Annotated in this window: 14 protein-coding genes; 11 read left to right on the forward strand and 3 right to left on the reverse strand. The window is 45.9% G+C overall.

From position 1 onward, the window contains the following. The first annotated feature begins 10 nt into the window (after positions 1 to 10). The 7 genes from JFU01_RS06250 to JFU01_RS08950 all read left to right on the forward strand — a co-directional run bounded on the left by JFU01_RS06250 (position 11) and on the right by JFU01_RS08950 (position 13,303). A complete protein-coding gene (locus JFU01_RS06250; protein ID WP_198434207.1) occupies positions 11 to 1,186 on the forward strand; it encodes an ABC transporter ATP-binding protein in 1,176 nt (391 codons plus the stop codon). 31 nt (positions 1,187 to 1,217) lie between these two features. Then, positions 1,218 to 2,525: an ABC transporter substrate-binding protein gene (locus JFU01_RS06255; protein ID WP_195856271.1), complete on the forward strand. Its 1,308-nt coding sequence runs from the start codon at positions 1,218 to 1,220 to the stop codon at positions 2,523 to 2,525. A 70-nt stretch (positions 2,526 to 2,595) separates the two neighbouring features. Further along, positions 2,596 to 3,402, forward strand: coding sequence for a hypothetical protein (locus JFU01_RS06260; RefSeq protein WP_195856272.1), 807 nt, complete (start codon positions 2,596 to 2,598; stop codon positions 3,400 to 3,402). Positions 3,403 to 3,415: 13 nt separating this feature from the next. Then, positions 3,416 to 4,096: a DUF1868 domain-containing protein gene (locus JFU01_RS06265; protein WP_195856273.1), complete on the forward strand. Its 681-nt coding sequence runs from the start codon at positions 3,416 to 3,418 to the stop codon at positions 4,094 to 4,096. After that, entirely contained in the window at positions 4,077 to 5,039 is a 963-nt protein-coding gene (locus JFU01_RS06270; protein WP_195856274.1) for a nucleoside hydrolase, read from the forward strand. The genes JFU01_RS06265 and JFU01_RS06270 overlap by 20 nt, the downstream gene beginning before the upstream one ends. 497 nt (positions 5,040 to 5,536) lie before the next feature. Continuing rightward, positions 5,537 to 6,727, forward strand: a complete 1,191-nt coding sequence (locus tag JFU01_RS06275) for a YSIRK-type signal peptide-containing protein (protein WP_195856275.1) — start codon at positions 5,537 to 5,539, stop codon at positions 6,725 to 6,727. Positions 6,728 to 6,778: 51 nt separating this feature from the next. Further along, positions 6,779 to 13,303: a collagen-flanked surface repeat-containing protein gene (locus JFU01_RS08950; RefSeq protein ID WP_198434208.1), complete on the forward strand. Its 6,525-nt coding sequence runs from the start codon at positions 6,779 to 6,781 to the stop codon at positions 13,301 to 13,303. 187 nt (positions 13,304 to 13,490) lie between these two features. Here JFU01_RS08950 and JFU01_RS06285 read toward each other — a convergent pair whose 3' ends face one another. Continuing rightward, entirely contained in the window at positions 13,491 to 13,964 is a 474-nt protein-coding gene (locus tag JFU01_RS06285; protein ID WP_195856277.1) for a nuclear transport factor 2 family protein, read from the reverse strand. 222 nt (positions 13,965 to 14,186) lie between these two features. Between JFU01_RS06285 and JFU01_RS06290 the strand changes: the two genes are divergently transcribed. Further along, complete coding sequence (locus JFU01_RS06290; RefSeq protein ID WP_195856278.1) at positions 14,187 to 14,954, forward strand: DUF4931 domain-containing protein; 768 nt, start codon at positions 14,187 to 14,189, stop codon at positions 14,952 to 14,954. A 52-nt stretch (positions 14,955 to 15,006) separates the two neighbouring features. On the opposite strand, the gene JFU01_RS06295 is transcribed toward JFU01_RS06290, so the two are convergent. After that, the gene (locus JFU01_RS06295; protein WP_195856279.1) at positions 15,007 to 15,987 is read right to left on the reverse strand and encodes a LacI family DNA-binding transcriptional regulator; all 981 of its coding nucleotides are present in this window, start codon (positions 15,985 to 15,987) and stop codon (positions 15,007 to 15,009) included. 13 nt (positions 15,988 to 16,000) lie between these two features. Continuing rightward, a complete protein-coding gene (locus JFU01_RS06300) occupies positions 16,001 to 17,494 on the reverse strand; it encodes a sucrose-6-phosphate hydrolase (RefSeq protein WP_195856280.1) in 1,494 nt (497 codons plus the stop codon). Positions 17,495 to 17,716: 222 nt separating this feature from the next. On the opposite strand from JFU01_RS06300, the gene JFU01_RS06305 reads away from it, so the two are divergent. The 3 genes from JFU01_RS06305 (at position 17,717) to JFU01_RS06315 (ending at position 21,731) form a co-directional block, all read left to right on the forward strand. Then, the gene (locus tag JFU01_RS06305) at positions 17,717 to 19,675 is read left to right on the forward strand and encodes a sucrose-specific PTS transporter subunit IIBC (RefSeq protein WP_195856281.1); all 1,959 of its coding nucleotides are present in this window, start codon (positions 17,717 to 17,719) and stop codon (positions 19,673 to 19,675) included. A gap of 317 nt (positions 19,676 to 19,992) precedes the next feature. After that, the gene (locus JFU01_RS06310) at positions 19,993 to 20,736 is read left to right on the forward strand and encodes a hypothetical protein (RefSeq protein ID WP_060778597.1); all 744 of its coding nucleotides are present in this window, start codon (positions 19,993 to 19,995) and stop codon (positions 20,734 to 20,736) included. 35 nt (positions 20,737 to 20,771) lie between these two features. Continuing rightward, complete coding sequence (locus tag JFU01_RS06315) at positions 20,772 to 21,731, forward strand: 2-hydroxyacid dehydrogenase (protein WP_195856282.1); 960 nt, start codon at positions 20,772 to 20,774, stop codon at positions 21,729 to 21,731. The last annotated feature ends 54 nt before the right edge of the window (positions 21,732 to 21,785 follow it).

Below are 21,785 nucleotides of genomic sequence, written 5' to 3' on the forward strand. Positions count from 1 at the left end.
TAAAAAAGTAATGACTAGAATCTTATTAGATAACATCAAAAAAGCTTACGGCGACACCGTCATCATGGAAGACATGAGCTTCTCAGTTGAGGAGGGGGAACGTTTAGTTTTACTCGGCCCATCTGGATGCGGGAAGTCTACTATCTTACGGATGATTGCCGGCTTTGAAGAAATTACGGATGGTAATTTGATGTTTGACGAACAAAAGGTGAATGAAGTGGCCCCTGGAGACCGTAATGTAGCCATGGTTTTCCAAAACTATGCCCTTTATCCCCATATGAATGTTTATGACAACATCACTTACGGCCTTAAGGTCAACAAGGTCCCCAAAGACCGGATCGATAACCGGGTCAATGAAGTAGTGGATGCCTTAGACTTAGAAAAATACTTACAACGTAAACCCGCCGAATTATCTGGTGGGCAACGGCAACGGGTAGCTCTAGCCCGCGCCACAGTGAAAGATAGTGATGTCTTCCTTTTAGATGAACCCCTATCTAACTTAGATGCTAAGTTACGGGTCTCTGCCCGTGAGTCTTTGGTGGATATTCATAGACGTTATCAACAAACCATGATTTACGTGACTCACGACCAAATCGAGGCCATGACCTTCGCAGACCGGATTGCTCTGTTGAACTTTGGGGAATTACAGCAAATCGATTCACCGGAAAATATTTACCATACCCCGGCTAATATTTTTACCGCCCGCTTTATTGGAAACCCGCCAATGAATATCTTTGATAACAGTTCCTACAAGGATGGCCGGCTCTTTATCCATGAACAATCAGCACCCCTAGCCCCTGAATGGGTAGAATATATTGAAGCAGGGAACTACCGCAACCTCAAAGTGGGTATTCGTCCTGAGGCGATCAAGGTGACTGTGAATCCTACAGAGACCACCTTTACTGGGGTAGTCAGCCATGTTGAAAACCAAGGAGCTAACTACGCTAACTATGTGGATATCGCTGGCGAAACCATGGTGGTCTTAACCCAAATCCGCCTGGCTGATCCTGGGGACCCAATTTATATGGAATTTGAAAAATATGACTTACATTTCTTTGATGTCGATACCACGAATTCTATTGGCTACCCAGAAAATATTCTTAATGCCAAGCGCTTATCTGCTGGTCAAAAACCACTACCAATCGGAGCAGAAGATCACAAAGTCCCAAAAGCTAATAAAAAATAATAATATAATATAGAAAGAGGGTTAAAGAAGGATGTCATTAAAAAATAGAATCTTCAAGGGAGCCATGGCACTCTTGGCTGGACTCTCCCTTGCAGCCTGTGGCAATGGGGGTTCAGAATCCGCAAGTAACAATGGTGGGGGCGACGGCCCGATTGAAATTGAATACTGGCATGGTAATGCTGATACTCAAGGGGGCCAACAGGTTAAAGAACTAGTGGATAAATTCAATGAATCCCAAGATGAAGTTCACGTGACCCCTGTGTATAATGAAGGTTTATACGTTGGTTTGATGAAGAACCTCCAAACCCAAGCAGCAGCCAAGAAATATCCAGCTGTGGTTCAAATTGGTTGGGCTTACCGGGAATACTTCGATGAGAACTTTGAATCCATGAAGCCCGCTGAGTTGATTGACAAGTATGCGGCTGAAGAAGATAAAGACTATATGGACACCAAGTTCCATGATGAATTCACCAACCTCGCTAAGAACTTAGAAGGGGAAGTCCTCGGATTTCCTTACTCTGCTTCCACTGCAGTTATCTTCGTCAATGAAGACCTCCTTGCAGAAGCTGGCGTCAACCCAGATGAAATCAAGACCTATGAAGACTTATTTGAAGCGGCTAAAACGGTTAAAGATAAAACCGGGAAATATGGTCTAAACATTGACCAATCCAACGACAACTGGACTTCCCAACAATTAATTGAATCCAACGGGGGTAAAGTGGTTACTGATGATGGTAAAACTGCCATCGGTTCCGATGAATCCGTTGAAGCTATGGGCCTATGGGCAGAAGGTATTGAAGAAGGTTATGTCTTTAATGGACAAACTGCTGACGGCCAACAATCATTCATTACTGGTGACGTGGCTATGACTAACTCTACTATTGCGCAACGTGGTAACATTACCCGTAATGCCAGCTTTAATGCCAAAACTATCCCACTACCAAGCTTTGGGGACAAGGAACGCGCGATCCCTGCTGGGGGTTCATTCTTAGCCGTAACTGCTCAAGATGAAGCTGAACAAGAAGCGTCTTGGAAGTTTATTAAGTTCCTCTTTGAACCAGACAACATCGCTATTTGGGACGAAGGCACCGGTTACCTCCCACCAACGACCGATGCGACTGAAAATGATACCTTGAAGAAATTGATTGAAGAAGATCAAATGTATCAAACCTCATATGGTCAAATGGAAGACTTAGTACCATTCTCTTCCTTCCCAGGGACCAATGGCTTACAAGCATCTGAAAAATTCAGAGACGCACGTGACCGGATCTTTACTGGTGTGTCTGCTTCTGAAGAACTGCCTAAAGCAGAAGATGAAATCAATGAATTATTAAACTAGTCTGATTAAGTGAAAGCTGGGGCAAGTGGATGCTCCAGCTTTTTTCGCCAATTTATGCAAGGGGGACAATATGGTTAAGGTCATTAAGAAATTTATCCAGGGCAAGCACCCCGACCAAGGGCTCTGTGAAGACACTTATTTTATTAGCGAAGACTACGTGGCTGTGATCGATGGGGTGAGTTCCAAATCGAACTTTCACTACCAGGGAAAAACCACAGGTCAATTAGCCAGCCAAGTCATTAAAGAGGCTCTTGGGCAATTGCCAAAAGAAGCCCAATTGGAAGATATTTTAGCGGTTATCAACGCCGCCATTAACAAGTTCTACCAAGACGTCACTTTCGATTTAGACCGGGGAGAATATGGTCTCCAGGCGGTTATGGCCCTATACAGCCGTTATTTGGGTAAAATTTTTCTGGTGGGGGACTGCCAAGCCCGGGTCAATGGTAAGAATTATTACCAACCCAAGTTATCCGATGAGGTCTTAAGTCAGATGCGCTCATTGGTACTAGCCATTGAAGCAGACCAGGGAGCTGACCAGACTAAAGATCTAGGCCGGGAAGTGATCCTGCCTTGGATTATCCAAGCCACATGCTTTGCTAACCAAGATGACACGCCATATGGCTACGCAGTTATCAATGGGGAAGTGATTCCTGCTTCCTTAATTCAGGTTATTCCTGTTCAAGCGGGGGACCAGGTTATCCTAACGAGTGATGGTTACCCAGAGATAAAGGAAGATTTTACTGCTACTGAGTCCTACCTAGAAGCGATACTGACTAAAGATCCACAAATGTGTCGAGACTTTCTCTCTACTAAGGGGCTCAATCCCCGCTATAATAGTTTTGACGACCGTTGTTATGTCGAATTCATTGTGACTTAGGAAGGAAATACTTATGGAAATTAACAACCCGCAAGATAAATTTACTAAGACTGGTCAAGTCATCTCCAATCCGGGCTATACGGTGATTTCCTTTGCTAATGAGGCGATGGACGACCTCGTCGCTTATGGAAAGCAGGTACAAGCAGCGTTTTCTACTTTACCACAGGGTGACCAGGACAAACTGGCCCTCTTACCTCCGTCCAGTTTTCATATCACTGTCCTTGGCCTCTTTAAGGAACGTGACCAGGGAACAGACAAATGGCCCGCTTTCCTACCGAAAACTTACTCCCGGCAAAAGATCAAACAGGCTCTCTTGCAACGGTTTAACCAGGTGGCTAAACCGCAAAATATAAAAATGCAGGTAACGGGATTGATTCCTCAAGCTATTCTCCTAGAGCCTAGTGATGTGGATAGTTACCATCGCTTAGACAATTACCGTCGGCAACTGGCGGACGCCTTTCAATTGCCCTTGGAAGAGGATTATCAGTTTCATATGAGCTTATCCTATCTTTTAGGAGAGGAAAGTCCGGCTATCGCTGACATCTGCCAGCAACTTGAAGGAAGACTCTTAAAATTAGAACCCTTTCTCTTGCCCCAGCCAGACCTGGCCTTCTATGAAGATATGCTAGCCTTTCACCCTTTGCTCAATAGTGGTACTTACCCAGGAGGCAAGTATGCGACAAGTGATTATTGATACCGATCCCGGTACGGATGACAGCCTGGCTATCTTACTCGCCCTTACTCAGCCTGATATCGAAGTCCTTGGCCTCACAACGGTTCAGGGAAACCAGTCCTTAGATCAGATAAATGCCAATGCCACTAGCTTGATAAACTATCTAGGTCTAGATATTCCTATATATTCAGGGTCAGCCTATGCCAGTTTGAATCCGGTCATTAAAGCGAGCCAACGCCAGGCCTATCACGGGGGCAGGGGGATGGGCAGTTTAGACCTTCCGACTAATAAGGACTTACTCGCTGAGAAAAGTGCGTTTGATTTTATTATCCGAGCGGTTAAGGCTAATCCAAAAAAGGTAGATATTTTAACCCTAGGGCCGTTAACGAATTTAGGGCGCTGTCTGGAAAAAGAACCCGACTTAGTTAATGGCTTGGGGCAGGTCTATTCTATGGGCGGTGGCATCCACAAAGGTAAGTTGACGCCGGTGACGGAATTTAACTATGGCTATGATGCTCAGTCAGCCCAGAATGTCTATCAACAAATTGGCCCTCAAAATCCAATTACCATGTGTGGTTTGGATGCCAGCTATCAGGCGGTCTTTACCCCTGAAATTATTGGAAAAATTGAGCAAAACTTTCCTAAATTAGCCCGTCTCTTTCACGCCTTATTTGACAGTCAGATTAAAACCTACCAAGAGCGGGAGAACTTACCCGGCTGTGTTATCCATGATGTCATGGCCTTTATGGTCTATTATGCCGCTGACTTTGTAGAGGAGGCGCCCTTAACTGCCATGACCATTGTGACGGATAGTGACCTAGTCCAGGGACTCTGTGTGGCTGACTTGGAAGGCCGCTTTGGCCAGGTGATTAATGCGCGAGTAGTGATGAAAACTAATCCTGACCGTTATTTTAATCAGCTTATGGAGGCATTTAGCCATTTGGAAGCAAAACTCCCTTCATAAATACTGTATAAGTAATCTATTGAGCTCTCTAGACTCTCTTTTTTATAAGAAAGTCCAGAGGGCTTTTTCTCTTCTGTGTTTTATAAATATTATTTTTGTACACTTTTATTGTATTTTAATAAGTACAAATATGTATAAAATACCTCAATATGTAGGTGATTTATTAGTGTTTTATAATAAATGACACAAATTATTACATGTTTTGTATATTAAAGGACATCCAATCCGGTTGGAAAAATACAAGAAATTGTACATTAGATATTTACGATTATTAAATAAAATTTATCTAAACCGTGACAAACCCCAATATCTAGGGCTTTTTTAATTTATTGAAAAACAACAATATTGAACAATTTAATTTTTTTAATAAAAATGTTCTAATCGTCCTAGTAATCTTAAAATTTTTTTGATTTACTGACTAGGTAATACTTTTAGTGTCACCTGAAAAATCATGAATCGATGAATATTCATTCACCATAAAGAAAGTAGTTGAAAAAATGGTTGGAAAAAATAATTTTAAGCTGTTACGGGAGAAAAATAGCAATCGCTATTACCGCTACAGCATCAAACGTTTGAATATAGGAGTGGCCTCAGTCGCTGTTGCTGTGGGTTTACTCTTTATGGGAGACGCTTCGGTAGTTCGCGCTGCCGCTGCTGATGAAGCTCATACAGAAGAAAGCTCACTTCCAGCAGATTCTGTTAGTGATAAGGTTGAAACAGAACCGGCCCCTGCGGCTGAAGTCGATCCAGCAGCAGAAGAAACATCTGTTGAGGAAGCGTCAGCTAAGGTGGAAGAAGCAACAGAAGCGCCAGCAGCTGAAGACAAGGCTCAAAGCCCAGTCGAAGCTGACCAGACCAAAGAAAACAAAGAAGAAAAAGCAGCTGACACTGCGTCCCCAGAAGTGGGTGAATTGTCAGAGGAAGACAAAAAAGAAACAGCCAACAGTCAAGCCACAAATTATGCGGCAGCTGAAGGAGCAGAAATTCCGGGTACTTCTGCAGAAGCTGCTCGTGAAGCAGGCCTCGACCGTTTGGCTAAGAGAATCTTAGGGGCAGCCAAGCCTCTAGAAGTGCTTAGAACCGAACTCAAGGATATCTACACCGACGAAGAGATCGACGGCATCGTTAAGAACGTTGATTTATCTAAAGTCAGCAACGGCCGCCAGTTGATGGAAGAAGTCTCCAAGGCCGGCGTTCAATACGCAGGTGACAAACGCCGCACAGGCTTTGCCTTCTATGCCGCACCTGAAACACCAAGTGAAGTACGGGTTGGTGGAGCACCTGTTGCTCTAGGTGATGCGAATACGCCGATCACTCATAAGGGTGACGGAGTAGTTTATGGACCGGGCAGCCCAGCTAATTATATATTTGAAGCTGTACCTAATCGGACAGAAAATAAGGTTGATTTTAAACTGACTTATAAATTAGATCCTGCGCAGTTAGCTGGGCTTCGGTCTACATTTCATGAGCCTCGTTTCGGCATTCAATTAGGTGAAGGATTTAATGTTCCAGCAGGTGGTATTCAAGCAACAGCAGAAGTTCCAGGGAGCCAAAGTTTAAACAAACCTAGAGAAGTTAAATTACTTAATAATGTGCAAGTAGGTTATCAGGGATTATCGCCACAAACCCAAATTTCACTTCCTAACTATGATGCTAAAGAAGGTCGTCCGTTAATCTATAAATTTTAAGTTCCAGTAAAAAATTGGGACAGGAAATTAGACTATAAAGCTACTATTGGTATGTTTAATAATGCATTTGGCACAACAAATAGTAGTTTACGAAATCCAGAATCTAGAGAAAATTATTTTGTTAATAGTCGCATCCAACAAGGTGACCTAAACCCAGAAGCTAACTTCGGCACCCATGAAAAAGTAGAAGAAGTACCTGTAAGACATATAGTTAAATATAAGACCACCACTGAATTGCCTGTTGGTGAAACCAAAGTGGTTAAACGTGGTGAGGATGGTCTTGACCGGTTAACTAAGACTGTTCGTACTTATAAGGGGCTAGACATTGGTGAAATTGGAACGCGTCGTGAACAAATCAAACCAGTTGTAGATGGAGAAGTTCTCTTAGGAGTTGGCACACCTAGCGCAACTCAACAAGATCCAATTCAACCACCAGTAGTGAATCCTCGCTTATCAGGTGATACTACAATTAGTGGTCAAGCTGAGCCAAACAAGGCTATTACGGTAACAGTTGGAGACAAAGCTTACCAAACACGTACTAATTCTGATGGGATTTTTGAAATTTCTAATGTCTCGGCCCTAAACGAAGGCGATACGATATCTGCAGTCGTTCATGATGGGGATCAAACCAGTCGTCCAGGTAAAACTATTGTTCCTCGTGATGGGCGTACGCCTCAAATTAATACTGAACGTGGTGTTAAAGATGGTCGCACAGGAACTAAGGTGACTGTAACTGATCCTGTCACCGGTAAAGTCCTAAACGAAACCTTTGTATATGATGGTCTAAAGGGTGATCAGGGTGCTAAAGGAGACAAGGGAGAAACCGGTGAACGTGGGCCACAAGGCGAACAAGGGGCCAAAGGTGAAAAAGGGGACGATGGTAAATCTTTCGTTCCAGTCGTTGACCGCGATGAAGCTAAGAAAGAAACCACCATTAAGTTCTATCCAGCAAATCCAGATGGTTCTGCTGACACGACTAAGAAACCAGTAGCTCAAGGTGTCGTTAAAGACGGTAAAGATGGCGCTAAGGGTGAAACGGGTGCTACCGGCGCAACAGGTGCCCAAGGTGCCAAGGGCGACGACGGTAAATCTTTCGTTCCGGTTGTAAGCCGTGATGAAACTAAGAAAGAAACGACCATCAAGTTCTACCCAGCCAAGGCTGACGGTTCTGCTGATACCACTAAGAAAGCTGTTGCTGAAGGTGTGGTAAAAGATGGCGAAACTGGTCCACAAGGTCCTCAAGGCGAAGCAGGTCCACAAGGGCCTCAGGGGCCAAAAGGTGATACAGGCGCTCAAGGGCCTAAGGGTGACCAAGGAGAACGCGGTCCTCAAGGTGAAAAGGGCGAACAAGGTGCTCAAGGTACCCCAGGTAAGGACGGCCGCGACGGCTTAAGCCCACTGGTTGACGTTCGTCGTAATGATGCTAACGATGGGGTTATTATCACCGTAACGCCACGCCACTACAATGACCAAGGTCAACCTGAAAACGGGACGCCAACCACTAGCGAAGTCAAAGATGGTGCTCCTGGTACTGACGGCAAGACCTATGTTCCTGTTGTTGAAAAAGGGACCGATGGTATTACTCACATCAAGTTCTACCCAGCCAAAAAAGATGGCACGCCTGATAAAGACCAACAACCGATTGCAACCGGTCAAGTTAAAGACGGTGAAAAAGGCGATCCAGGTATCCAAGGCCCTCAAGGGGAACGCGGCGAAAAGGGTGAAACGGGTGCTACTGGTGCCCAAGGTGAGAAGGGTAAAGATGGTGCAGACGGCAAGACCTATGTTCCAGTTGTTGAACGCGATGAGGCCGGCAAACAAACGACCATCAAATTCTACCCAGCCAAGGCAGACGGTACAGCTGACAAGGCCCAAAATCCTGTCGCTGAAGGTATCGTAAAAGATGGCCAAAAGGGTGATACCGGTGCAACTGGCGCTCAAGGTGAAAAGGGTGCGGATGGCAAGTCCTATGTTCCTGTTGTTGAGCGCGATGAAGCTAACAAACAAACCACCATTAAATTCTACCCAGCTAAGGCAGACGGCACAGCAGATAAGGCTCAAAATCCTGTCGCTGAAGGCGTCGTAAAAGATGGCCAAAAGGGTGAAAAAGGTGAAACTGGCGCTACCGGCGCAACAGGTGCTCAAGGCGAAAAAGGCCAAGACGGTGCTGACGGCAAGACTTTTGTTCCAGTTGTAGAGAAGGGCGAAAATGGTGTCACTACCATCAAGTTCTACCCAGCTGCCAAAGATGGTTCTGCCGATAAGAGCCAAAAACCTGTCGCAACGGGTGAGGTTAACGACGGTAAGGATGGCAAGGCCCCACTCATCGAAACAACCCGTGTGGACGACGCTGATCCTAAGGAAACTGGTAACCAACCAGGCACCAAAGTCACCATTAAAGATCCAGTCACCAAAGAAGTCCTAAGCGAAAGCTTCGTTAAAGATGGCGTGAAGGGCGACAAGGGTGAGAAAGGTGACTCAGGCAAAAATGGCCGCGATGGTTTAACCCCATTAGTGGACGTTAAACGGAACCCAGCCAACGATGGCGTGATCATTACCCTGACCCCACGTTCATACAATGAACAAGGTGAAGTGGTTAATGGTGACCCTGTGACCAGCGAAGTCAAAGACGGCGCCAAGGGTGATCCTGGTAAAGATGGCAAGAGCCCAATCGTTGAAACCGCTCGTGTAGCCGACGCTGATCCAAACACAGCCGGCGACCAACCAGGCACCAAAGTAACGGTTAAAGATCCTGAAGGTAAGAAAGTCTTAAGCGAAAGCTTCGTTAAAGATGGCGAAATAGGTGAAAAAGGGGACAAGGGTAATGACGGCAAGACCTTCGTCCCAGTCGTTGAAAAGGGACAAGATGGTGTGACCCACATCAAGTTCTACCCAGCAGATGCTAGTGGTCAACCAGATAAGTCTAAAGATCCTATCGCTGAAGGCCAAGTCAAAGACGGCGCTAAAGGTGACAAGGGTGAAAAAGGCGATCCAGGCCAAGACGGCAAGACCTTTACACCTGTTGTTGAAAAAGGTCAAGATGGCACAACGACCATCAAGTTCTACCCAGTAGATCCTAAGACCGGTAAAGCGGACACGACCCAACCAGCTGTTGCAGAAGGTACAGTCAAAGACGGAGCAAACGGCAAGTCTGCCTACACCACCGTCGTTGAAGGACCAAATGCAGCCGGCGAGCCAGGTCGCTGGATCATCAACTACTTCGATAAGAACAACGACGGCAAGTTCACCGACGATGAAGTCGTATCTGCCCAATTCGTTCGCGATGGTAAGGATGGTCAATCCCCAACAGTCGAAGTGAAGGACAATGGTGACGGTACTCACACCATCACAACCAAAAACCCAGACGGCAGCGTGAACTCCACTACCACCGTTAAGAATGGTAAAGATGGTAAGTCCCCAGTGGTTGAAAGCACTCGGGTTGAAGATGCCGATCCAAATACCCCCGACAATCAACCAGGTACCAAGATTACGGTTAAAGATCCAGAAACCGGCAAGGTCATCAGCGAAACTTTCGTCAAAGATGGCGAAAAAGGCGCTAAGGGTGACAAGGGTGAAACCGGAGCTGCTGGTAAGGATGGCCAAGATGGCAAGTCCCCAACAGTCGAAGTGAAGGATAACGGTGACGGTACTCACACCATCACAACCAAGAATCCAGACGGCAGCGTGAACTCCACTACTACCGTTAAGAATGGTAAAGATGGTAAGTCGCCAGTGGTTGAAAGCACTCGGGTTGAAGATGCCGATCCAAATACTCCAGACAATCAACCAGGTACCAAGATTACGGTTAAAGATCCAGAAACCGGTAAGGTCATCAGCGAAACTTTCGTCAAAGATGGCGTCAACGGTAAGGATGGTAAAGACGGTAAGAACGGTATCGACGGCAAGAGCTTTGCGCCAGTCGTTGAGAAGGGCCAAGATGGCACGACCACCATTAAGTTCTACCCAGTAGATCCTAAGACTGGTAAGCCAGATACCACTCAACCAGCCGTTGCAGAAGGTTCTGTGAAGGACGGTAAGGATGGCAAGTCGCCAGTCGTTGAAGCGACCCGCGTCGACGACCTCGATCCAAACACCCCTGGCAACCAAGCCGGCACTAAGATTATTGTCAAAGATCCAGAAACCGGCGCTGTTGTTCATGAAAGCTATGTGAAAGACGGTCAAGACGGCAAGTCTCCAGAAATCACCAGCAAGGACAACGGTGACGGCACCCACACCATCACCATCAAGGATCCAAGTGGTACAGTAACCACAACTACTGTCAAAGACGGTAAGAATGGTAAAGATGGCCGCGACGGTATCGATGGCAAGAGCTTTGCCCCAGTGGTTGAGAAGGATCAAGATGGCACCACCACCATTAAGTTCTACCCAGTAGATCCTAAGACGGGTAAACCAGACACGACCCAAGCACCTGTTGCAGAAGGCTCTGTCAAAGATGGTAAGGACGGCAAGTCGCCAGAAGTCACCACTAAGGATAACGGCGACGGCACCCACACCATCACCATCAAGAACCCAGACGGCACGACCACCACGACCACGGTTAAAGACGGTAAGGATGGCAAGACACCAGAAGTCGGCGTGAAAGACAACGGCGACGGTAGCCATACCATCACCATCAAGAATCCAGATGGGACGACCACAACCACCACTGTCAGAGACGGTAAGAATGGTCAAAATGGTAAAGACGGCCGCGACGGTATCGATGGCAAGAGCTTTGCCCCAGTGGTTGAGAAGGGTCAAGATGGCACCACCACGATTAAGTTCTACCCAGTAGATCTTAAGACCTGCCAACCAGACACGACCCAAGCACCTGTCGCAGAAGGCTCCGTCAAAGATGGGAAAGATGGCAAGTCTCCAGAAGTTTCCTTGAGGGACAATGGCGACGGAACCCATACCATCACTGTTAAGAACCCAGATGGCACCACTTCAACCACCACTGTGAAGAATGGTCAGGACGGCAAGTTCCCAGAAGTGACCACTACGGATAACGGCGACGGGACCCACACCATCACCATTAAGAACCCAGATGGCACGACCACAACTACAACTGTCAAAGACGGTAAGGATGGTCGCGACGGTATCGACGGTAAGACTTTTGCCCCTCTTGTTGAGAAAGGTCAAGACGGCACCACCACGATTAAGTTCTACCCAGTAGATCCTAAGACTGGCCAGCCAGATACCAGTCAACCTGCTGTAGCGGAAGGTTCCGTTAAGGATGGCCGCGATGGTAAAGACGGTAAGGATGGCAAGTCACCTCAAGTTTCTATCCGAAACAATAACGACGGCAGCCACACCATTACCATCAAGAACCCAGACGGCACCACCACCAACACCACTGTCAAAGACGGCAAGGACGGTAAGTCCCCAGAAGTGAGCGTCAAAGACAACGGTGACGGCAGCCATACCATCACCATCAAGAATCCAGATGGCACGACCACAACTACGACTGTCAAAGACGGTAAAGATGGTCGCGATGGTAAGGACGGTAAAGATGGTCAATCCCAACGCATCCGGACCGAAAAAGGTAAGGATAGCCAAGGCAACGAAGGCGTTTGGGTCATCATTACCGATGACAAGGGCAATGAATTAAGCCGTGAATTTATCCGCGACGGCAAGACCCCATCTGTTAAGGTGGAAGAAGGCAAGAACAGCCGCGGTGAATCTGGCCAATGGATTATTGTCTTCGACGGCGACGGCAATGAAGTTTCCCGTGAATTCGTCCGTGACGGTAAAGACGGCGCTTCATCAAGCCTCGAAACCGTTCCAGGTAAGAATGAAAAAGGTGAATCCGGCCTTTGGGTAATCGTTAAAGACGGAGAAGGTAAGGAATCCAGTCGTCACTTCGTCCGCGATGGTAAAGACGGCAAGGACGGTAAGGATGGCCGCAGCGTACAGAAGATCTACAACCGCCAAGGTAAACTGATCATCATCTTCTCAGACCACACCACGGAAGAGATTGAAATCCCATGCTGCAAACCATGCCCTGAAACGCCACAACCTGGTAATCCTGAAGGACCAGGTCGCCCAGACCAGCCGGAAGTCCCTGAACCGGGTGAACCCGAAGAACCAGGTCGCCCAGACCAGCCGGAAGTCCCTGAACCGGGTGAACCCGAAGAACCAGGTCGCCCAGACCAACCGGAAGTCCCTGTCCCAGGTCAACCTGAAGAACCAGGCCAACCAGACCAACCGGAAGTCCCTGAACCGGGTGAACCTGAAGAACCAGGTCAGCCAGACCCAGAAGTACCAAGTGTACCGGGTGATCCTGAAAAACCAGGCAATCCAACACCAGAAGTACCAAACGTACCTGCTGAACCAAGACCAGAAGTTCCAAATCAACCAAGTGATCCAGCCTCACAAGTTCCTGGGCAAGCTGATCCAGACAATTCATTCAAGACCAAGGACAATGAATCGGTGACAAATAAAGAACAAAATGGTCAAAACAAACAAGCGAGCTTACCAGCCACAGGTGCAGAAGTGACATCAGCGATGACAGTGATTATTGCTTCATTACTACTAAGTAGTGGTGCCTTATTAGTCAGAAACAATAAGGAAGATTAATCGCTAAATAGGATGATACTCACTTGATTTAAAGGGCATTAGACAAAAAAGAAGCAGAACAAGACTGAAAATAATCAGTTCTTGTTCTGCTTTTTTGCATAGCTATAGATAAAATTTAGACTGAGCTTGGTTCAAAATTCTTACGCTTTTTCATTGCTTCTGATCTTTTACGCGCTTGTCACATTTTTTAATCCAATAAATCATCAAAGACAACTCGGTAACGGTAGACTTTACTGTTTTTAACCTTCCATTGCCCGTCGATTTTTTCGAAATAATCATCATAGTAGCCATAACCGATAAATGCTGATACTCCTAGGTTGACTACTCGGTCTTCAAAGGGAAAGTAGGCGTGGGCCGTATTGTCTGAAGTGATTTCAATTTCAGGAATGTGTCCCATGTGGGCGCTTTGTACGTGCTCACCCATCAAGCGCTTAGCATTTCGAATAATTTCTTCACATGAGGTCGAAGGGGTGGTTTTTTGGGGGATGAGTGGATGTTGGCCCTTGATGGGGTCATGGGCTACCAGTGACGTATCAAAAGTGACATCGTCAGCAAATACTGTCCGAAGTAGGTCGAAATCCTTACTATCAATTGCCCGCCAATACCGGGCCTTACATTGTTTAATCTCTTCGATAGCAGCTAATTGGTCGATTGTTTCCATAGTGAACCTCCGTATCCATGATTTTTTAGTTATTTAGAAATAAGTCTACACCCGCTCTTTAGCTTTAACAATAGCTTAATTTTATTTCGATAAAAGTATAGTAACTAAGAGAATGATTGGCTTTCTAGAGTAATTTTCCACCACGACTTAAGCTTTTCTTAGGCAATCCCTCAAAAATATGCGATAATGACAATGGATATTATAAAGGAGGCGGTTGTCATTATGGGAAAGCCATTGATTTTTCATAAGGAAATTGCGGCGCAAAAGCCGGAAAATTATCGCAACGAGGGGGCTTATTGTCCCTTCTGTGATCGCGAGGCGCTAACCAATATCTTCCGTGAAGAAGATGATAAGATTTGGCTTATGAATAAATACCGCACTCTGGATGATACGGTACAAACCCTGGTGATTGAGTCCCAAGAACATTGGGCCGATACCCCTACCTATAGTAAGGAAGAAAATCGCCAAATTTTTCGTTTCACCTTTGATTGTTGGCTAGACATGTTAGAAGACGATCAATTTGAGAGTGTCCTCTTATTTAAAAATTATGGTCCCCTTTCTGGAGGGTCTTTGCGCCACCCTCACTCACAGATTGTGGGACTGAAGGATAAGGATGGCTATGAAGAAATTAGCCTGGATGACTTTAAGGGGTTAGAAGTTGGCAAGAAGGGGGATGTCACCGTTACTCTGTCCACCCAACCGATTATGGGGATGACAGAATTTAATGTTTCGATCGCTGATCTCAACCAGCTGGATGACTTTGCGGATGCGGTCCAAAGCATTGTGACCTATATTTTGACGGATGACTTTAGTTCACGGAGTGGGTCTTACAATCTCTTTTTCTATCCCTTAGGCGGACGCTATTATTGTAAGGTTTTCCCGCGCTTCATCGCTAGTCCTTATTTTATCGGCTTTAAGATTGGTCAGGTTTCCTATCAGGGACACCTGGAAAAGGTGGTTGCCGAACTCCAAGACTACCTCCCTTTTTAGATAAACTAAAAATGAGCTTTCCCGAGATCGGGGGAAGCTCATTTTTTATTTGCTAGCACGTTTTGCCTTGTAGGAAGGACACAGGTAGCTGGTAATTGCGGTTAAGGTCGCTATCTGGCTGCTTAATTTTCTTAATTAATAGGTCAGCGATCAGATTGGCGTAATCTTGGATGGGTTGAACAATGGTAGAAAGTTCGGGATGGTAGTTTTGGATAAAACGGCTACCATCATAGCCAATAATTTTTAAGTCGTGGGGGACCTGGAGTCCTAAGTCTTTGGCCGCATCGAGGGTCAGTAGGGCAGTCAGGTCATCGGTACAGAAAATGCCATCCAGCTGGTCCTTTTTCAGGATACTCTGAATGTGTTGGGCGGCTATTTTAGACGACCGCTGCTCCTGGAGCTGGTAAACATAGGGATTCAGCTTTTGGGCTTCGATGACGGAGAGGTAGCCTTCTAAACGCTGGTTGGTCGGTGAGGCAGATTTTTGACTACCGGTAAAGATTCCGATCCTTTTGGCTCCGCGGAGGGCCAGCATTTCTGTCGCCATTTGTCCCCCTTGGAAGTTATCGCTACCAACAATGGGAATTTCTTCGGAAAGATAGCGGTCAAAGGAGACGACTTGTTTTTGATAGTGGTGATATTCTTCTATTCCCATATTATGAGCCCCAGCCACAATACCGTCCACCTGGTTAGCAGCCAACATGCGCAAATAATGGCGCTCTTTTTCCTTATTATTAGCTGAATTACAGAGGATGGTGTAATACCCCTCTTCAAAAAAACAGCTTTCCAAGGCTTCCACTAATTCCCCATAGAAGGGGTGGGCCACACTAGGAAAGATCAGACCAATTAATTGTGTCCCTTTACCTTGTAATGACCGCGCTAAGGCATTGGGCTGATAATTTAATTCCTCCATGGCTTGGCGGACTTTTTTAATGGTCTTCTCACTGAGATAGCCATAATTATTAATCACCCGGGAAACAGTCGTTGCTGACACCTCGGCTTTTTTAGCCACATCGGCTAGGGTAATCGCCATGACCAGCACTCCTTTACTTGTTAATATTTTCTAGGGGATAGATCCTGCCCCCTAAACGACCACTTCCCTTTATTATAAGCTGACTTTGTCCTTTTTTGGGGAAAATTCTTCCGCTAAGGACTTTATAGCCGTCTTGGACAAAAATTTCAAAGGAAGAGGCATCGATAAAGATTTGTAGCTGGAGGTCTTCTCCACCCTTAAAGTGACTTTCCCGGACTTGACCGTATTCAGGATTGACGAGTTTGCCCTGGTTGGTCCGTGTCACCTTGAGTCTGCCCGCTGGGACGTCCACGTCAATGTGAAGGGCGGCAGCTTCTTGATCATCACTCATGATAAGAAAGTTAAGCTTGGAGTCAGCGGTCAATGAACAATTTATTTCGTAAGCATTGTCTTCGGGATCATAGGTCCACGCTTGACCTGATTCTAGTGTCTCCTTGATGGCGATAGGGGTTTGGCGCAGGCTCTCCATTTCTTTGACTGGTCGTTGGTGGAGGTGCCCCTGGTCAAAATGGAGTTCCTTGACCAGGCTTAAAACCGAGGTCCAACCCCAGTCCGCGTCGGGATAAGTCAGATCTGGTAAACCCAGCCAAGACACGGCTAAAGCCCGACCGTCAGGCGCGTTAAAGGCCTGAGTGGCATAAACATCGAAGCCATCGTCAAGATTCTTTAAAGGACTCGGTTCATTCAGAGTCAAGTTCTCCCAATCAATGGCCTCGGAGACTAAATAAGTATTGGGATAGATGTTTTGATATTTGAGTTCATCCTGGTCCAAACCTTGCGGGCAAAAGATCAGCAGGTCCTTTCCATCCACTTTCACATAATTGGGACATTCCATCATATAGGCACTTTCTCCGCTAGTTAACTTTAAGGGACCGAGAAAGTTCCAGTCCTTAAGGTTGTCGCTTTGGTAGACTAGGGTCTGGCCTTTAAGCGCTTCAGTTTGGGCACCTAGTATCATCAGATAGCTGTCTTGGTAGGGGAAGATCTGCGGGTCACGAAAATGATCGGTATAGCCCTCTTCAACTGCTCTAATGAGAGGTGGATCGATTTTATTGAATTGATAGTCCTTATCCATCCAGGCGCCGACCTGGTAGGGATGGCGTTGCCAGTCCCTATCGCGAGCATTCCCGGTGTAGAAGAGAAAGAGCTGATCATCCACGGGGAGGGCAGATCCTGAATAGACCCCGTGGCTATCGTAGGGAGAATCGGGTGCTAGGGCAATGCCATGGGATTCCCAGTGGACCAGGTCTTTGGAGGAGAGGTGGTACCAGGACTTGAGTCCGTGAACTGGTCCCATGGGATAGTATTGGTAGAAAAGCTGCCAGCGGCCATTGTAATAGGAAAAACCATTGGGGTCATTGAGTAAACCACTTTCTGGCTGGATGTGGTAGTGTTGACGCCAGGGACTGTGGGTAACTTTTTCTTTTAGCTGAACCAGATAGTCATTTGGCCAGTCTTTATAGGCTTGGTAGCGCAATTGCCGGGTCCATTTGAGATCTTGTGTCATGGATAGGCTTCCTTTCTTTATCATTGGTCAAAAATCAAATGCTTAATTTACAGTAAGTATAAGAAAAAGTGATAGGTATGTCAAACGCTTTCATAATGATAAGCACAGTGATAACTATGAATAAAATATTTTTTAAATTTATTCTGTCAAACGATTGACATAAATAAAAATACTGCTAAGATATTAAGTGTAAAAGCGTTTTCACCTGAAAGGAGACCAATCATGAATCACAAACAAGTTGCTCAAGATATTGCTGACGCACTTGGTAAGGATAACCTCCTTGCTGCTGCTCACTGTGCAACCCGCTTACGCTTAGTTTTAAAAGATAGTCAAGCTGTTGACCAAGAAGCAATTGATAATAACGAAGGGGTCAAAGGGACCTTTGAAGTGAACGGTCAGTACCAAATCATCATTGGAACTGGCGATGTAGATAAGGTTTATAAGGAACTCACTGCCATCACTGGCGTCCAAGAAGCTTCAACCGAAGACATTAAAGCCGTGGCTCAATCCCAAGAAAAAAGTAATCCCTTCATGCAGTTGACCAAACTCTTATCGGATATCTTTGTGCCAATCTTGCCGGCCTTAGTCGCAGGGGGCTTACTTCTCGCCTTAAATAACCTTTTAACTTCACCTTTTGGAGGTGTGGCACTGGTCGAACGATCAGCTGTTATTGCTGATCTTTCTGCTATGCTAGGGGTTATTGCGGGCGCGCCCTTCACTTTCTTACCGGTTCTTCTCGGTTTCTCAGCGACCAAGCGTTTTGGCGGCAATCCTTACCTAGGAGCAGCCATTGGTATGGCTATGGTGATGCCGTCCTTAGTGAGTGGTTATGAGGTTGCCACAGTAACCGCGGCTGGAGAAATGCCTTATTGGGACATTTTTGGTTTTAAAATTGCTCAGGCCGGTTACCAAGGGCAAGTCCTGCCTGTCTTAGCAGTCGCTTGGATATTGGCCCGATTAGAAAACTTCTTTCACGACCATATCCATCCCGCCTTTGATTTTACCTTTACTCCAATGCTAGCCATCATTATCACTGGTTTTCTAACCTTTGCCATTGTGGGACCAGTGATGCGGAATGTTTCCGATGCCTTAACCTATGGCTTGACCTGGTTGTATGAAGCGACTGGCGCCTTAGGTATGGGAATATTAGGACTCTTCTATTCACCAATCGTGATTACAGGGCTCCATCAAAGTTTCCCCGCCGTGGAAACTACCTTAATTGCTAACCAAGCCACAACAGGAGGCTCCTTTATCTTCCCAGTGGCATCGATGGCGAATATTGCTCAAGGGGCTGCCTGTTTAGCGGTGATGGTGATTACCCGTAATGAAAAACAAAAAGGGGTCGCTTCTTCAGCTTCAGTGTCCGCCTTACTCGGAATTACTGAACCAGCGATTTTTGGGATTAACCTCAAATTACGTTATCCTTTCTACTGTGCCATGATTGCTTCAGGAATTGCCTCAGCTTGGTTAGGTTTCTTCCATGTACTGGCTGTCTCCTTAGGCTCAGCCGGTTTCCTTGGCATTATTTCTATTGATTCGAATTCTTGGATTCCTTTCTTAGTCGGAGTTGCTATTAGTTTTATCTCTGCTTTCTTGTTAACCTTCTTCTATGGAAAACACTCCAATAAAGAAGCCGAAAAATCAGAAGCAGCAGCCCTCCAAGCCGAAGAAGCCGCAGAAAGTAAGCCTAGCCAGGAGAATCGCTCAGGACTTGAAGCTGACATAGTCTTACCTGCAGTCGCTAGTGGCCAAGTCAAAGCCTTAAAAGAAGTGGATGACCCTGTCTTTTCTCAAGAAATGATGGGCAAGGGAATTGCCATTCTTCCAAGTGATGGCAAGATCTATTCACCCCTCGATGGAACCCTGACTGTGGCCTATGACACCAAGCATGCTTACGGTTTAACTGGGGATAATGGAGTGGAAGTCTTGATTCATATTGGTATTGATACCGTCAACTTACAGGGCCAATATTTCACTTCCCAAGTCAGCCAAGGTCAAGCGGTTAAACGCGGCGACCTCCTAGGAACTTTTGATATTGAAGGCATTAAGTCAGCAGGCTATGACCCTACAGTGATGGAAATTATTACCAATACTGGAGATTATCAATCCGTCACCGCTGTGAGAGAAAGTGGAGCGACTTTAGCTAATGAAGACCTTCTAGCAATCACTAACCCCTCTTAATTATATTTTGTCTCCCCATGAGGTTGGCTAACACTAGCCGCCTCTTTTTTTGTGGAGAGTGCGACAAGTGCGTCAAAGAGCAAGACCGCTGGAAGAAAAAGACGTAAGAATTCTCGGAGAGAATTTGTCGTCATTTTCTGAAGCGGACGCTTGCTCTGCACTTGGAGCACGTTTGAGAAAGTGCTTCGGATGCACCCGAAGTAGGTCTGAAGTTAGAATCATCTGACAACAGAATGGACAAGGAAATTATTTTGACGAAAGCTTGAGTAATCGTTAAAATATGGCTGTAAAAGAAAAAGATGAAATGAGAGGTAGCCATGAAAGAACAAGGCAAAAAGAAAGTTATCAAAAAAGTCAGTTCCGCTTTAAGAAAAGATATTATTATGGTGCCAGAAGTGATTGAAGAGGCGCCCGGTATTCAGATCTTTGGTCGTACCATTAAATCCCTACTATTTTCTACTGATGTGGCGACTATTACTTACTCTAATGCGGACGCTATCCTAGCGGTCTATCCTTTTACGCCTCATCCCAGCATTATTTCCGCGATCTTACAAGTCGCTTCCCAACCCGTTTTTGCTGGCGTAGGTGGGGGCAAGACTCAGGGCATGCGGAGCGTTGAAATCGCCTTGCTTTCAGAAGCAGAAGGGGCTTTAGGCGTGGTATGTAATGCCCCTATGCCAATCGAAACCATCCAAGCCATAGAGGATCGGATCGATTCCCCAATTATTTCTACCGTGATTTCAGAATATGACTTGCTTTCCAAGTTGAATAGCGGGGTAGATATTCTCAATGTTGCCAATGGCCGGCACACCGTGGAATTAGTCAAGCGGGTTCGTGATCAATTCCCTGATATCCCTATTATTGCTACCGGCGGAAAATCCGAAGAAAATATAAAAAGGGTCATTGAAGCTGGGGCCGATGCGATTTCTTGGACCCCACCAACAAATGCTGAACTCTTCCAAGAAGTGATGGATAATTACCGGGATAAATCGGAAGAGCGCTTTATGTCCAACCATGACGGCCTCACCCTAGACGCTTATGAGGATAAGTACAATTTATAAGAAAGTATTTGCCGAACGAAGAGAGGAGTCTTTTGATGAAAATCGTTAGTGTCCAACCTTTAAATGTAGCAAAAGAATTGATTGATGAATTGGCCCAGCCCTTAATTGAGGCCGGGCATGACTTTGTGTATTATGAAGATAAGACCACAGATCCTAAAGAAATGGCTAAGCGCTCAGAGGGGGCTGAAATCCTGATTATTGATTCTACCCCTTTCCCAGAGGAAGTGGCCTCCAGCTTAGAGGATACTCAATTAGTGGATGTGGCCTTTACCGGAGTTGACCATGTAGCCATGGACGTTCTTAAAGACAAGGGCATTATGGTTAACAATGCTTCCGGTTACGCCAACCAGGCCGTGGCTGAATTATCGCTTGGTCTCACCTTAGCACTCTACCGCCATCTCCAAGCCAATGACCAAGAAACACGCAAGGGCAGCCAATTAAGCCAAGTTTATCAAGGTAGGGAAATTGCTGGTAAAACGGTTGGGATTATCGGAACTGGATCGATTGGTTTAGCCACCGCTGCTCTCTTTAAGGCCTTTGGGGCGAATTTGATTGCCTACAGCCGCAGCGAAAAAGAAGAAGCCAAGGCTTTAGGAATTGAATACCATAGTTTAGAAGAAGTGATGGCTGAAAGTGATATTGTTTCCATCCACCTACCGAATAACGCTCAAACTAAAGGTATGATTTCCAAGGAAATGATCGGAAAAATGAAGTCATCAGCAGTTTTAATTAACGTGGCCCGGGGACCAATTGTGGATAATGAAGCTCTAGCCCAAGCCCTTAACGAAGAGAAGATTGCTGGAGCAGGCATTGATGTCTTTGATAGTGAACCACCATTGGCAGATGATTACCCACTTCTCCATGCTAAAAATATTCAACTCACTCCCCATGTGGGCTATTTAACCGATGAAGCCATGGTAAAATTAGCCAAAATTGCCTTTGATAATATTTATCATTACCTCAAGGATGATCCGCAAAATATCGTGACCGAATAGAGTGACGAATAGTGGCTTTGAAAAGTGAATACAAAAAAGAGACAGGAACTTTTC

It is taken from the genome of Aerococcus sp. Group 2 (assembly GCF_905125285.1).
In the GTDB taxonomy this organism is placed as follows: domain Bacteria; phylum Bacillota; class Bacilli; order Lactobacillales; family Aerococcaceae; genus Aerococcus; species Aerococcus urinae_E.

Coding starts and splice junctions, on each gene's coding strand:
- JFU01_RS06255 (WP_195856271.1), top strand. CDS start 1,218: ATGTCATTAAAAAATAGAATCTTCAAGGGAGCCATGGCACTCTTGGCT.
- JFU01_RS06260 (WP_195856272.1), top strand. CDS start 2,596: ATGGTTAAGGTCATTAAGAAATTTATCCAGGGCAAGCACCCCGACCAA.
- JFU01_RS08950 (WP_198434208.1), top strand. CDS start 6,779: ATGTTTAATAATGCATTTGGCACAACAAATAGTAGTTTACGAAATCCA.
- JFU01_RS06290 (WP_195856278.1), top strand. CDS start 14,187: ATGGGAAAGCCATTGATTTTTCATAAGGAAATTGCGGCGCAAAAGCCG.
- JFU01_RS06305 (WP_195856281.1), top strand. CDS start 17,717: ATGAATCACAAACAAGTTGCTCAAGATATTGCTGACGCACTTGGTAAG.
- JFU01_RS06310 (WP_060778597.1), top strand. CDS start 19,993: ATGAAAGAACAAGGCAAAAAGAAAGTTATCAAAAAAGTCAGTTCCGCT.
- JFU01_RS06300 (WP_195856280.1), bottom strand. CDS start 17,494: ATGACACAAGATCTCAAATGGACCCGGCAATTGCGCTACCAAGCCTAT.
- JFU01_RS06250 (WP_198434207.1), top strand. CDS start 11: ATGACTAGAATCTTATTAGATAACATCAAAAAAGCTTACGGCGACACC.
- JFU01_RS06265 (WP_195856273.1), top strand. CDS start 3,416: ATGGAAATTAACAACCCGCAAGATAAATTTACTAAGACTGGTCAAGTC.
- JFU01_RS06315 (WP_195856282.1), top strand. CDS start 20,772: ATGAAAATCGTTAGTGTCCAACCTTTAAATGTAGCAAAAGAATTGATT.
- JFU01_RS06275 (WP_195856275.1), top strand. CDS start 5,537: ATGGTTGGAAAAAATAATTTTAAGCTGTTACGGGAGAAAAATAGCAAT.
- JFU01_RS06270 (WP_195856274.1), top strand. CDS start 4,077: ATGCGACAAGTGATTATTGATACCGATCCCGGTACGGATGACAGCCTG.
- JFU01_RS06285 (WP_195856277.1), bottom strand. CDS start 13,964: ATGGAAACAATCGACCAATTAGCTGCTATCGAAGAGATTAAACAATGT.
- JFU01_RS06295 (WP_195856279.1), bottom strand. CDS start 15,987: ATGGCGATTACCCTAGCCGATGTGGCTAAAAAAGCCGAGGTGTCAGCA.